This is a genomic window from Dactylosporangium sp. NPDC006015 (assembly GCF_040614215.1).
GTDB classification, from domain to species: Bacteria; Actinomycetota; Actinomycetes; order Mycobacteriales; family Micromonosporaceae; genus Dactylosporangium; species Dactylosporangium maewongense.
Genome location: NZ_JBEXUD010000007.1, coordinates 248,351 through 261,138 on the forward strand (window position 1 = coordinate 248,351; position 12,788 = coordinate 261,138).

At 72.5% G+C, this 12,788-nt stretch carries 14 protein-coding genes; 6 read left to right on the forward strand and 8 right to left on the reverse strand.

What is annotated here, in order from left to right; all coding sequences use genetic code 11:
- Positions 1-20: 20 nt before the first annotated feature.
- Both ABZ321_RS15290 and ABZ321_RS15295 read right to left on the reverse strand, forming a co-directional pair.
- Positions 21-1,055: a S1 family peptidase gene (locus ABZ321_RS15290; protein ID WP_344506120.1), complete on the reverse strand. Its 1,035-nt coding sequence runs from the start codon at positions 1,053-1,055 to the stop codon at positions 21-23.
- Between the two features lie 115 nt (positions 1,056-1,170).
- A complete protein-coding gene (locus tag ABZ321_RS15295; protein WP_344506121.1) occupies positions 1,171-1,959 on the reverse strand; it encodes a phosphatase in 789 nt (262 codons plus the stop codon).
- A 60-nt stretch (positions 1,960-2,019) separates the two neighbouring features.
- Between ABZ321_RS15295 and ABZ321_RS15300 the strand changes: the two genes are divergently transcribed.
- A complete protein-coding gene (locus tag ABZ321_RS15300; RefSeq protein ID WP_344506122.1) occupies positions 2,020-2,661 on the forward strand; it encodes a hypothetical protein in 642 nt (213 codons plus the stop codon).
- A gap of 164 nt (positions 2,662-2,825) precedes the next feature.
- A complete protein-coding gene (locus ABZ321_RS15305; RefSeq protein ID WP_354891282.1) occupies positions 2,826-3,233 on the forward strand; it encodes a hypothetical protein in 408 nt (135 codons plus the stop codon).
- Between the two features lie 134 nt (positions 3,234-3,367).
- Here the strand turns inward: ABZ321_RS15305 and ABZ321_RS15310 are convergent, their stop codons facing one another.
- Positions 3,368-3,601, reverse strand: a complete 234-nt coding sequence (locus tag ABZ321_RS15310) for a hypothetical protein (protein WP_354891286.1) — start codon at positions 3,599-3,601, stop codon at positions 3,368-3,370.
- 152 nt (positions 3,602-3,753) lie between these two features.
- Between ABZ321_RS15310 and ABZ321_RS15315 the strand changes: the two genes are divergently transcribed.
- Positions 3,754-4,362 (forward strand): hypothetical protein, encoded by a 609-nt coding sequence (locus ABZ321_RS15315; protein WP_354891288.1) that lies wholly within the window; start codon positions 3,754-3,756, stop codon positions 4,360-4,362.
- Between the two features lie 887 nt (positions 4,363-5,249).
- Here ABZ321_RS15315 and ABZ321_RS15320 read toward each other — a convergent pair.
- Positions 5,250-7,760, reverse strand: a complete 2,511-nt coding sequence (locus ABZ321_RS15320) for a SpoIIE family protein phosphatase (RefSeq protein WP_354891290.1) — start codon at positions 7,758-7,760, stop codon at positions 5,250-5,252.
- 259 nt (positions 7,761-8,019) lie between these two features.
- On the opposite strand from ABZ321_RS15320, the gene ABZ321_RS15325 reads away from it, so the two are divergent.
- Together ABZ321_RS15325 and ABZ321_RS15330 are read left to right on the forward strand one after the other, a co-directional pair.
- Positions 8,020-9,264 (forward strand): glycosyltransferase, encoded by a 1,245-nt coding sequence (locus ABZ321_RS15325; RefSeq protein ID WP_344506128.1) that lies wholly within the window; start codon positions 8,020-8,022, stop codon positions 9,262-9,264.
- A gap of 212 nt (positions 9,265-9,476) precedes the next feature.
- The gene (locus ABZ321_RS15330; RefSeq protein ID WP_344506129.1) at positions 9,477-10,295 is read left to right on the forward strand and encodes an RNA polymerase sigma factor SigF; all 819 of its coding nucleotides are present in this window, start codon (positions 9,477-9,479) and stop codon (positions 10,293-10,295) included.
- Between the two features lie 15 nt (positions 10,296-10,310).
- Here ABZ321_RS15330 and ABZ321_RS15335 read toward each other — a convergent pair whose 3' ends face one another.
- Genes ABZ321_RS15335 through ABZ321_RS15350 form a run of 4 tightly spaced genes read right to left on the reverse strand, consistent with a single transcriptional unit; the run spans position 10,311 to position 12,321 of the window.
- Entirely contained in the window at positions 10,311-11,072 is a 762-nt protein-coding gene (locus tag ABZ321_RS15335; protein ID WP_354891292.1) for a metallophosphoesterase, read from the reverse strand.
- Positions 11,069-11,314 (reverse strand): hypothetical protein, encoded by a 246-nt coding sequence (locus ABZ321_RS15340; protein WP_354891294.1) that lies wholly within the window; start codon positions 11,312-11,314, stop codon positions 11,069-11,071. Before ABZ321_RS15340 ends, ABZ321_RS15335 begins: the two co-directional genes overlap by 4 nt.
- A 10-nt stretch (positions 11,315-11,324) precedes the next feature.
- On the reverse strand, positions 11,325-11,924 hold the full coding sequence (locus ABZ321_RS15345) for a nucleotidyltransferase family protein (RefSeq protein ID WP_344506132.1): 600 nt from the start codon (positions 11,922-11,924) through the stop codon (positions 11,325-11,327).
- Between the two features lie 22 nt (positions 11,925-11,946).
- Positions 11,947-12,321 (reverse strand): hemerythrin domain-containing protein, encoded by a 375-nt coding sequence (locus ABZ321_RS15350; RefSeq protein ID WP_344506133.1) that lies wholly within the window; start codon positions 12,319-12,321, stop codon positions 11,947-11,949.
- A gap of 142 nt (positions 12,322-12,463) precedes the next feature.
- Between ABZ321_RS15350 and ABZ321_RS15355 the strand changes: the two genes are divergently transcribed.
- Positions 12,464-12,679 (forward strand): hypothetical protein, encoded by a 216-nt coding sequence (locus ABZ321_RS15355; protein ID WP_344506134.1) that lies wholly within the window; start codon positions 12,464-12,466, stop codon positions 12,677-12,679.
- Positions 12,680-12,788: the final 109 nt, after the last annotated feature.

Here is a 12,788-nt window from a genome sequence, read left to right on the forward strand (position 1 = left end):
AGGGCTTTTCCCGGGGTGCTTTAGTACACGCTGACGCCGTACACGCTCAGCGGTTCGGTGACCGGCTGGAAGTACGTGACGCCGCCGCTGCTGCAGTTGCCGCTGCCGCCGGACGTGAGACCCAGCGCGATCGATCCCGCGAACAGCGAGCCGCCGCTGTCACCGGGCTCGGCGCAGACCGTGGTGCGGATCAGGCCGCTGACCTGGCCCTGCGAGTACGTGACGGTCGCGTTGAGCTGCGTCACGGACCCGCTGCGCACGCCGGTGGTGGAGCCGCTGCGGCGCACCGACTGGCCGACGGTCGCGTTGCCCGCGGCCGTGATGTCCTGGAACGAGCCGTTGTACAGCGACACGTTGCCGGGGTGGGCGACACCCGCGGCGTACCGGACGATGCCGTAGTCGTTGCCGGGGAAGCTGGTGCCGGTCCGGGTGCCCAGGACGGAGCCGCTGCTGGTCGTCCAGGTCGCGCCGATGTTGGTGCAGTGGCCCGCGGTCAGGAAGTAGTACGTGCTGCCGCTGACCACGTTGAAGCCGAGCGAGCACCGGGAGCCGCCGGCGTAGATCGCCTGGCCGCCGGAGATGGTCGGCCGCAGCTCACCGGGGAGCCGCTCGATCTTCGCGCCGCTGCCGAGCGACGCGACGGTCGCCTCGATCGTCTTGACGTGCTCGGGCGACACCGTCGGGTCGATGGAGACGACCACCTGGTTGGCGACCGGGTCGACGGCCCAGGCGGTGCCCGGGATGGAGACCTTCGCGTCGAGCGTCGAGGTGATGCGGGCCAGTTCGACGCCGCTGTGCTTCACCTTGCGGGCGACGGCGCCGGTCGCCTCGACGCTCTTGGCGGTGTTGGCGTCGGTGACGGTGACGACCATCTTGCCGAGCTGGGCGTCCCAGTACGAGCCGGCGGTGGCGAGCCCGAGCTGCGAGACGAGCGCGTCGGTGCTGCCGAGCGGCGCGGCCTGGGCCGGCGACGGCATGAGGACCGAGCCTGCGACGAGGGCGGTGCCCGCGGCGATGACCGCGGCGCTACGGAGTCTGGACCTTGTGAGTCTCACGTGAGCCTCCCCTGTATCGGTACCGATGAATATCGGCCGCGACCGATGCTGTCATCGGCAGGGGAGGCGCACAAGAATCTCGTCCAAATTGCCCCATAGCACCCGTGTCATATCACTAAGCGGCTATCCCTTCTAGCAGGTATGCGCTGATTGGCCCATATAGGTGCGGCTGGACGTTGTCGTCGATGGGCACCGTCACCGAGACCCGCCCCTCGGCCTCGCCCACGAACAGCGCCGGGTCGTTGCTGTCGGCGAACGACACCACGTCGAGCCCCGCCGCGGCGGCCGCGCCGGCGAACCCGTGGTCGGCGAACACCAGGTCCGGCATGGGTTGTCCGGTGCGCTCCAGCTCGCCCAGCATCTCCCGCATCCCGTCCGGGGAGTGCGTGTGCCACATCGCGATGCCCCGCTCCGCACCCATGGCCACGCCGCCGATGTACCGCACGGCGAGGGGGAACTCGCGGCCGTCATACCGGCCCGGCCTCGCGAACGGGGCGCCCGCCGCAGGGGTCAGGATCTCGCACCCCGCGGCGCGCAGCGCCACCACGACCGCCAGGTGCACCTCGACGATCCCGGCCGGGTGGCCGGACGCCACCAGGACGCGTTCCTTGCGGTGCGCCGCCTCCCGCAACCGGTCACGCATCCTGTCCAGCGCGGCCACCGTCTTGTACGGGTCGATCACGTCCGTGCCCGTCGACCGCTCCGGGTCCGGGTCGATGCCGACCCGCTCGGCCATCACGCCGAGCACCTCGGCGAGCGTCCAGGTCTTCAGCGGCGGCAGGCCGAACAGGTAGCCCTCATGTCCGTCGGCGAACGCCGCGGCGTTGCCGTGGTTGGATGCCCGGGTGGTCTCGACATCGCCGGCAAGAAGTGCGTCACGAAGATAACTCACGAGCTCAGGCATGTGACCCATGGTATGCAAGCACCCCTGCGGCGCCGAGGAATGCGGCTTAAGGTCACAGTCATGGCCGACGTGTATCTCGAGGTGACCGACAAGAAGGTGTTCGCGGCTTGCCTGGACTGGCCGGGCTGGGGCCGCTTCGCGAAGACCGAGGACGACGCGCTGGAGGCCCTTGCGGCGTACGGTGCGCGGTACGAGCCGATCGCCACGGCGGCCGGCTACTCGTTCCCCGCCTCGCCGACGTTCAAGGTCGTCGAACGGTGCCCGGGGACCTCCGCCACCCAGTTCGGCGTCCCCGACGCCCACCCCGACGCCGACGGCCGCGCGGTCTCCCGGGCCGTCGCGACCCGGCAGAAGAAGCTGCTCACCGCCGCGTGGGCGGCGTTCGGGGCGTTCTCCGCGACCGCCCCCGCCTCGCTGCGCAAGGGCCCGCGCGGCGGCGGCCGGGACCGCGACAAGATGATCGACCACGTCGTCGGCGCCGAGGCCGGGTACGGTCGCAAGATCGGCATCAAGCATCCGCAGCCGGCGATCACCGACACGGAGGCGATCGCCGCGCTCCGTGAGGACATCCTCACCGTCCTGGGCCGCCCCAGTGACGGCTCGGCACTCACCGACAACGGCTGGACCAGCCGCTACGCCACCCGCCGCTACGCCTGGCACGTCCTGGACCACCTGTGGGAGATGCAGGACCGGGCCGAGTAGCCGGGCGTTTATCCACAGGAAGAAGATCTTGCTTCCGGTGGGTGCCGGGCGGCTCTTACGGTTGGTGCCATGACGGCGCTGCCCGGCGTCCGGCGGTCTCCAGCTGGTGGCTTCCGGCCGGCGGCGGCCTGGTTGTGGTGGCTCTTCCGGTTGGAGGTGCGGCGGTGACGGTCACGGCTCTTCCGGCCGGCGGCGCGACGGCCGCTGCGGTCACGGTCGACGACGTGTGGCGGGTCCGCGGCGACTGGCGGGCGATGCGCGAGGCGGTGCTGCGGCTGCATGACTCCCGCCGCGCGACCGCCGACGCGACCGGCGCCGCACCGACCGCTGCCGCCGCGACCGCCGATGCCCTGCGCCGGTCCGCCGCGACGCTGCGCCACGGCCAGGAGCTGCTCACCGCGATCCTGGACCGGCTCGACGTGCCGATGACCCTGCACGAGGACGGCCGCCTGACGTTCTACCCCGCGGACGCCGAGGACCTGGCGTCCCTCCGCCGCGCCGAGCTGGCCGCCCGCGAGATCCAGACCGCCCTGTCCACGATCATCGCCCACCACCGCGCCGCCGCCCGTTGACGCCCCCGCCCGTTGACGCTGTTGACGCCGCCGCTGTTGACGCGGCGGCCCGCCGCCGACAGGTCGGCGAGCTGCCGCCCGTTGACGCTGCTGCCCGTTGACGCGGCCCGCCTGTTGACGCCCCGCCACAACCCTCATTCCCTGACCGCGCCGTCCGCTGCGCCGCTCTCGCATGGACCAGCGCCCGTCGAGGGCGTTCCCACCCACTCGGCCGCGCACTGCGGGCGTCCGCGCCGGCATCGTGCATCCCGCTCCGGAGGAAGGCCGCGCAGCTGGACCTTGTCGGCGCTGGTGGTGGACAGGTCGGTGACGCCGCCGGTGGGCAGGCCGCCGGAGAAGAAGAAGGCGTCGATCGCGCCGGTCTTCATCGCCTCGGTGGTCTTGCCCAGGTCGCCGCCGCCGTGTCGGTCGCCTTCGTGTTCGCGTCCTGCCGGCCCCCGGCCTCGACCGCCCCGCCGAGCCGCCGTCCGGGCTTTGGTCGCGAACGGGCAACGGTGGGTCACAGGGCATGATTTGGGGCGTGTACGAGCTCGACGTGATCGCCGACGACAGCCTCGGCCGCTTCGTCTCCCGCTGGTACGGCCTGCCCGACCGCCCCCGCCGCGACCTCGACCTGCCGCCCGGCCTGCCCGCCGCGCTCGCCGACTGGCACCGCGTCGCGTCCCGCTACTCCCTGCCGTTGAGCCGCGACCACGTGATGCTCGCCCCCGCCGACCTCACGGAGTCCGCCGGCCTGGTCCGCTTCTGGTCCGGCACCGACGACTGGTACTCGTACGCCCCCGGCCCCACCGACCCGCTCGTCGTGGAGAGCGACACGATCGCGACCGGCCTGCCGTTGTCGAGGTTTCTCGTGTACGCCGCTGTCTACGAGGCCACGTACACCCCGCTGCACGGCCTCGTCTGCCTGTCCCCGGACCCCGACGGCCTCCGCCAGGTCCAGCTCCGCCTCCGCGAACTGGACGACCCGCTGTGGCACTGGCCGTCCCCGGACACCCGCTACTACGGCGACGACGACCTCCTCGCCCACCTCGGCCCCGACCGCATCGTCATCTCCGCCCGCCACCGAGACGCCCTGGGCCGCTTCGACAACCTCGACCTCCCCTGGACCTGGGACTCCCGAACCCCCTGACCCCGCCCCAAACCACGACACGGACGAGCCACCCCAGCGACCTGGACGGAGGCAAGCAGCGGCCCGCGCCACGCATGGCGAAGCCCGCGGCCGACGACGCACGCCAGCGGTTCGGGGTGTGGATGGGGCAGCGACTCCCGGACGACCGATACCCGGCGCTGGGTAGTGGCGGCTTCGGGGGTCCGGTCCCGGGACAGCCGGGAAGTTGGTGGAGATCGGAGCCGGGCGCCCGCTCGTCGGCGGCGTGAGCATGGTGACCGGTGGCTTCGGTGACCCCGGAGAGACTGGGTGCCGCTGTGGTGAGCGACGCGCCCGGACGGCTGCTCGCCGGCGGTGTCGACCCGGTGGCCGGTGAGGTCCGGTCCGGTGGGTGGTGGCTTCGGGCGTGCTGGATGGGCTGCGGCAGTTGCGGCGGCGGGGATTGGGGCTGGGGGCTGCTTGTCGGCGTGGTGGCTGGCGGGTCCGGGGTGGTGGGAGGTGCTGGGGCGGCGCGGTTGGGCGGCTTGTCGGCGGCGGGATGGTTGGGGAGGGGGTTGCGGCGGCCGGCTCGCGGGCGTTGCGCAGGCGGGTCAGCTTCGTGGTGTGGCGGGCGGCCAGGCCGTGTGCGCGAGCCGCCGCGAACTCCGCCTTGGCGCGGTGGCGGTCCGTGCGGCGGCGGGCGGACTCACAGGCCCGCGTGGCGAGGCGGGCGGCCTGGGCGGCGAGCAGGGCGGCCTGCGTGGGGACGCGGGTGGTCGGGCACAACGACCCCGCGCCCGGTGCTTCCAGCGAAAAACATGGTCGTGGCACAGGCTGCCTCCCCCGATAGCCGCCTCCCACATTCTCCCGCCCGCCCAAACCCCCGTTCAGCGCGGTATCACCATGTGAGCACAAGCGTCCCAGGTGGGTCAGGGGACGTGCACGAGCATGGCGCAGACGTCTTCGTCGTCGGGGATGTTGAGGCTGGTGACGAGGTGGGTGACGACGGCGTCGAAGTTGGACAGGTCGATGTGTTCGCCGGCGCGGCGGACGAGGTCCAGGCCGCCGCCGCGGCGGCGGTCGACGCGGGCCTGGCCGCCGGTGTAGAGCAGGACGCGGTCGCCCGGGTCGAGGGTCACGGTCGTGTCGGAGTAGCGCATCTCGGTGACCTCGCCCAGGGGGAGGCCGAGGGGGCCTGACAGCACGGTGCCCTGGCCGGTGGCGGTGTAGCGGATGGGGGCGACCTGGCCCGCGGCGGCCCAGCGGAGCTCGCGGGTCGTGGGGGAGTAGCGGGCCACGACGAGGCAGGCGGTGTGCTCGACCTCCATCGCGCAGAGCATCCCGTTGACGGCGCTGAGGATGTCGCCGGGGGTCATGTCCAGGGCCGCGTAGGCGCGTACCGCGTACCGGAGCCTCGCCGCCGTCGTCATGGAGGACAGGCCGCGGTCGTCGACGTCGCCGAGGACGAGGATCGTGCCGCCGTCGGGGAGGGAGGTGGCGTCGAACCAGTCGCCGTCGACGGTGCCGACGCGTTCGGGGGAGCGGCAGTGGCCGCAGATCTCGACGCCTTCCATGTGGCCGAGCTCGGGGTCGGTGGGCAGGAGCGCCTTCTGCAGGGCCTGGGCGGCGCGGCGCTCGTCGGCGACCCGGTGCCGCTGCGCGGCCAGGGCCTCCTCGGCGCGGCGGAGGCGGGCCTCGATGGCGCGCTCCTCGGTGACGTCCTGGACGGTGCCGCGCACGGCGGTGACGTTGCCGGTGTCGTCGAAGAGCGGCTCGGCGGTGAGGCGCAGGCGGCGGCCGTTGACCCGGCCGGCGCCGCGGACCTCGGCGAGCAGGTGCTTGCCCTCCACGACGGTGCGGCGGACGGCGTCCTGGACGGCCAGGAGGTCGTCGGCGTGCACGCTGGCGGTGAGCTCGTCGACGGGGACGCGGGCGGCGTCACGGCCGCCGTGGAAGAGCCGGATCAGCTCCGGTGAGCAGCGCGGCTCGGGGTCGCGCAGCTCCCAGCAGAACGAGCCGACGCCGGCGATCCGCTCGGCCTGCAGGAGCTGGTCGTACAGGAGGTCGGCCTCGGTCGCGATCCGCCACACCGCGAACACCCGGTCCCACAGGCGCACGGCGTGCATGGAGATCGACTGTGTGGTCGGCACGCCGTCCGCCCGCGGGTCGGCCCGCAGGCCTTCCAGCCGGCGGGGCTGGCCGTCCTGGAGCATGCGGGCGAACTCCGGCAGCAGGGTGGCGCTGCCGAGCGTCGGGTAGGCGGCGAGCAGCGTCGCCTCGTCGGGGTCGACCCGGGCGGTGGCGAGGACCTGCCTGGCCATGACGTTGGCGTACTCGACGCGGAAGTCCACCAGCTGGCCGTCGACGGTCACCGGGGACAGCAGTGCGGCGGGGTTGTGCAGGACGTCGACGACGGTCGGCAGCCACACCTGCGCCGGGGCGGCCTGCGCGCTCTCCTCGCCCTCGACGTGGAACCAGGCGCTGGCGATCTCGTCGCCGATGAGCGCGTCGACCTGCCGCGCGACGGGTTCGAGCAGGGCCGCCACGTACCGCCGCAGCTCGTCGCCGTCGGGGAGGCCCTCGGCCCAGCTCATGATGATGGCGCCGAGCACCCGCTCGCCGGAGATGAGCGGCGAGGCGAGGACGGTGTCGCCGTTGAACGGCAGCTGGTCCATCACCGGGAACCGGCGGGTGACCTCCTCGCCGCCGACGAGCCAGATCGTCTCGACGTCCTGGACGGCGACGACGAGCGGCAGCGCCGGGTCCGGGGGGATCCGGGACCAGCGGCTGCGGACCTCGCCGGGGATGCCGAACGCACCGACGCCGCGTTGCGCGCCGTCCGGGTCGAGCAGCGTGATCATGATCGAGGTGGGGGCGGGCCACGCGGTCGGCGCGGTGCCGAGGACCTCGGCGATCTCGTCGTAGCCGCGGGCGGCCGCGATCCGGGCGCTGAGCAGCTGGTGCTGGGACTGCAGCGCCTCGACCTCGGGGGAGCGGCTGGCCCGCCGGCGGGGCTTCTCCGCGGCCGGTGCGGGGACGCCGGAGGGTGCCGCGGTACGGGTACGGCTGCGCGCGACGTGCTGGCGCAGCTCGTCGTCGATGAGATTCACCACATCGGGGGCGTCCGGGTCGGGCGAGGTGGTGCCGACGATCGCGGCGGCGACCTCGATCAGCTTGATGTTGGTGCGCTGCGACAGCCGGACCAGCTGGTCGAACCCCTGGTCGGGGCTGACGCCGAGCCGCTCTACGAGCACCCCCTTGGCCTGCTCGATGACGGCCCGGTTCCGCATGGCGGTGCGGACGCCGGTGAGCTCGGCCCGCAGCTTGGCGACGAGCGCGGCGAGGGCCTCCGCCGGCTCGGCACTGCCACCATCAGCACCACCGGCCGGCGCCGAGGCCGCCCGAGACGGCGCGGTGTCCTCAGGCGTCGAGGTGCCCACGCCGTCAGACGGCGTCGACGCACCCGGCCGACCTGTGCCCGACGGCTTGGCCACCATGCCCTCCACATCCCGGTCCTGTGCAGTTGAACGTGCAGCCGACCTAGAAGTCACCCGAGCCGGTTGCGACTCGACCGTTGATGTTTACCACCAACCGGCCAGGGTAGGGGCGTTGGCAGGTCAGCACGGTCGGCCACGTGGAGGTGCGCGCAGTGCAACAGGCGTCTTCGCCGCGGGCGGGTGCGGCTTGAGGATCGCGATCGTGTCCGTGCACGCGAGCCCCCTGGCGCTCGGTACCTCGGGCACGGGCGGCCAGCACACCCACGTCACCGCCCTCGCCGAGGCCCTCGGGCGCCGCGGGCACGACGTGCGGGTCTACACCCGCCGGGACGCCGCCGCCCCCGACGACGTCGTCATGACGGGCGCCGGGTTCACCGTGGAGCACGTGCCGGCCGGCCCCGTCGAGGAGCTGCCGGCGGACGCGCTGCTGCCGCACGTCGGCGACTTCGGGCGATGGCTCGCCGCCCACTGGCGCGGCGACGCGACCCGTCCCGACGTGATCCACGCCCATTTCTGGCTCAGCGGCCTGGCCGCCCTGACCGCGACGGCGGAGCACCGGATCCCGGTCGTGCAGACGTACCACGGGCTCGGCACGGTCAAGCGGCGCATGCTGAAGGACCGCGACGCCAGCCCCGAGGCGCGGATCGGCCTGGAGCGGACCCTCGGCACGATGGTCGACCGGGTCGTCGCGCAGTGCGAGGACGAGGTCGTCGAGCTCGGCCGGATGGGCATCCGCCGGTCCGACACCGTGGTCGTGCCGTCCGGCGTCGACGGGGAGGTGTTCGCGCCGAGCGGTCCCCGCGCCGACCACCTGCGCCCCGGCATGCGCCGCATCCTCAGCGTCGGGCCGCTCGTGCCGCGCAAGGGCTTCGCGGACCTGGTCGAGGCGCTGCGCCGGGTCCCCGGCGCGGAGCTCGTCGTCGTCGGCGGGCCCGCACCGGACCGGATCCACCGCGACCCCGAGGCCCGCCGCCTGATGGAGCTCGCCGACCGGTTCGGGGTCGGCGACCGGGTCAGGCTCATCGGTGCCGTCGCTCAACAGGACCTGCCCAGCTGGTACCGCTCCGCCGACGTGCTCGCCTGCGCGCCGTGGTACGAGCCGTTCGGCCTCACGCCCCTGGAGGCGATGTCCTGCGGTGTGCCGGTCGTCGCGTACGAGGTCGGCGGCATCGGCGAGAGCGTCATCGACAACGTCACCGGGCTGCTGGTGCCGGCGCGGGACGTGCCGGCGATGGCGTCCGCGCTGCGCGGGCTCCTCGGCGACGAGGTGCGCCGGATGAGCTACGCCAGCGCCGCGATCGACCGGGTTCGCTCCCGGTACACCTGGGAACGCACCGCGACCGACGTCGAGCGGATCTACCGGGCGGTGACCGGGCAGAGCGGCACCGGCGACGCCGACAGCGACGCGGACGCCGACGACGAGGCCCTCACCGACGTCTCTTCGTAGCCTTGTCATCACAGGGCGACAGGCGTACGTTTGTATGACCCGCAACATCAGCTGAACGGCTGATTGGCTCGACCGTCAAACCAGTCGCGGTCGCCGTGCCGGGTTGCGCGCCGGACGTTCGAGACCAGGGCGTCTGCCGGCGAAATCTCTCCCGTGACCGCTGCCCGCACCCAAGGGCGGACGGATCGCGGCAGCAGGCAGGGGGTTCCCCCATGACCGCCACCGTCCACCGCCCCGCCCCGCGGCCCCGCGCCCGCCACCGCGCCAACCACAAGGACCTCGAGACCGAAGCGCGCGCACTGCTCGCGCTGCTGAGCGAGCTGCCCGCCGGCGGCGCCGACCACGACCGGATCCGGGCCAGGGTCATCGAGCTGCACCTGCCGCTCGCCGAGTACCTCGCCCGCCGGTTCCGCAACCGCGGCGAACCCCTCGACGACCTGACCCAGGTCGCCAACGTCGGGCTCATCAAGTCCGTCGACGGCTACGACCCGACGCGTGGCGTCGTGTTCACCAGCTACGCCATCCCGATGATCGTCGGTGAGCTCAAGCGGCACTTCCGCGACAAGGGCTGGGACGTCCGGGTGCCCCGCCGGCTGCAGGAGCTGCGGCTGGAGATCTCCAAGGTGTCCGGTGACCTCGCGCAACGGCTCGGCCGCTCGCCGACCGTCGCGGACCTCGCGGAGAAGCTCGGCGTCAGCGAGGAGGACGTCATCGAGGGCATCGAGTCCGGGCACGCGTACCGGGCGCTGTCCATCAACGCGCCGACCGGCAACGAGGAGGCCGGCCCCGAGCTCGCCGACCTGCTCGGCGGCATGGACCGCGACCTGGAGGCCGTCGACGACCGCGAGTCGCTGCGGCCGCTGATCGCGGAGCTGCCGGAGCGCGAGCAGAAGATCATCGCGATGCGGTTCTTCGGCAACATGACACAGACGCAGATCGCCGACCGGCTCGGCATCTCGCAGATGCACGTGTCGCGCCTGCTCGCCCACGCCCTGGCCCACCTGAGGGGCGCACTGGTCACGCCGCTGTGACGCCCCTCCCGGGAGCTAGGCGGGCGTCAGTACCGACGACAGCTGGTACACGTTGTAGGCCTGCTTGATGACCGGGTGGGCGACGTTGCGGACGGGCACCCCGCCCGGCGTCGTCCCCCGCTCCGACCCCGCGTGCGCGTGCCCGTGCACGGCCAGCCCGACCCCAGGTGTCGCGTCGATCGCCTGCGCGAGCAGGTACGACCCGAGGAACGGGTAGATCTCCAGCGGCTCACCCAGCAGCGTCTCGGGGACCGGCGAATAGTGGGTGAGCGCTATCCGTACATCAGCGTCCAACGCCGACAGTGCGGCTCCGAACCGCTCGGCCAGCTCGCGGCTGTGCCGGGTGAACGCCTTCATCTCGGGCTCGCCGAACTCGCTGGCGCACGCGCCTGCGAACCCGCCGCCGAAGCCCTTCGTGCCGGCGACCCCGACCCGCACGCCGTCCACGTCCAGGACCGTGCCGGAGCACTCCAGGACGGTGATCCCGCCGTCCTCCAGGACCTTCGTCACCTCGGCCGGCTGGTCGCAGTGGTGGTCGTGGTTGCCGAGGATCGCGATCACCGGCACGGCCAGGCCGCCGAACTCCTCCGCGACGCAGTGCGCCTCGTCGGCGGTGCCGTGCCGGGTCAGGTCACCGGCGAGCAGCAGCATGTCGGCCTTGTCGCCGATGTGCTCCAGCGCTGGCCGGTACCGGCCGAGGACGTCCGCGTCGAGGTGGACGTCGCCGACCGCGGCGACTCTGACGCAGCCATTGACACTGCCTTCGTCGAACGTCATAGCTCCTCCACGTCCTGCGGCTCGTTGACCCTGGTGAGCCCGATGTTGCAGTGCACCGGCAGGTCCGGGAACGTCTCGTGGACGACCTGGCAGATCAGGTCGCGGCGTTCGGCGCTCTCCACCTCACCGGCGAGGCTGACCCCGTCCTCGGTGCGGACCACCCGGATGCCCTGCTCGGCGATGCGGGCGTCCTCGATGAGCAGCTGGTGCAGCTCGCTCTCGACGTGCTGGTCGATGATCACGAGTGCCTCCTCACAGGGAAGCGGCGAGGGCGCTGGTCTCGTCCAGCGACATGACGCCGAGGCGGTCGATCAAGAACAGGAAAGCATGCGCGTACGGCGAGTGGGCCGTTTCCCGGTACACCCGCGGCCAGTCGATCTGCTCCCGCAGCGACCGCGCGACCGGCAGCCCGCGCGCGTAGTCGCAGTAGTGCGCCGACCACGTCAGAACCTTGTGGATCATCAGCTCGGTCGCGGACAGCACCGGCATGTGGCACGCGTTGACGGCGATCACGTCGGTGTCGGCGAGCGTCGCGTCGGTGACCGGCCGCTGCACCGGGCAGAAGATGAAGTCGATGAGGTTGTCCTCGTTCTCCACCGAGTCCCAGGCCTTCACCAGCCAGCCCTCGGGCGGCACCTCGCCGCGGAACCCGACCTCCGCCAGCGCCGTCAGGACCCGCTCCGCGTCCTCGGCCTTGATGAGGAAGTCGATGTCGTGGTCGACGGACTCGCCTCCCCGCGCGTACACGGCGAAACTGCCGGCCAGGCAGAACGGGATGCCGGCGTCCTTCAAGTGGAACGCCGCACGTTTCAGCGTCGCGATCAGCGGCTGCCTGTCCTCCGGAACTGCCATGCAGAACGGCTTACCCGTCTGGTCATTCCGTCACACGCACCGATTGCGGCAGCCGCGGGAAGAGTTCGGTCTCCTCCTCCTGTACGTGCTCCCGCACCGCCTCCAGGAGCGCCGCCAGCAGCATCCCGAACGCGGGATCCACGTCGTTGAGCTCCGTCAGCCGCGCCACGAGCTCGCCGATGCGCCGGTGCTCGGCCGCCTCGTAGTCGGCGAGCTCCGCCGGCAGGTGCGCGTGCAGCAGCCGCTCCTCGGTCGCCGTGTGGGAGGCCAGCATCGTGACGGCGGCGTCCAGCGCGCTCCGGCGGGCGGCCGGCGACCGCGCGGTCTCGATCTCGGCGAACAGCGACTCGAGCCGGCGGTGTTCGCCGACCAGCAGGCCGATGAGGTCCTGCTCCATGGTCAGCTCCCCAGATTCCGTGGCACAGGCATGCGTTGGCGTACCCTGCCCGCCACCCGGCTAACCGTCACGAAGCAGACCTGATCGATTTCAGCGGGGCGGGCTTCCATCTGCCTTGGTACGTGTGTTCGAATGTCTCCTCATGGAGCGCAGGAAGCACTGGTGGAACGGCACCTGGGGGCGGCTCGCCCGCCGCGACGTCTATCTCTTCGAGGACGCCGGCCACTGGTGGGTCGAGTCGCGGGAAGGGGGCGCCGACGGACGCTCCCGCACCTACGAGTTCGACGCCGAAGAGCCGGCGATGGACTGCGTCTCCGGCCTGCTCGCCCAGCCCGGCGACTGGCGCGAGCTGCGCTGAGCCGGTTGCGTGCCGGGTGTGGGGCGGTGGCTGCGCGGTTGCGCGCCGGGTGCGGGGCGGCGGCTGCGCGATTGCGTGCCGGCTGCCCGTCCCGGCCACCCGGCTCGGG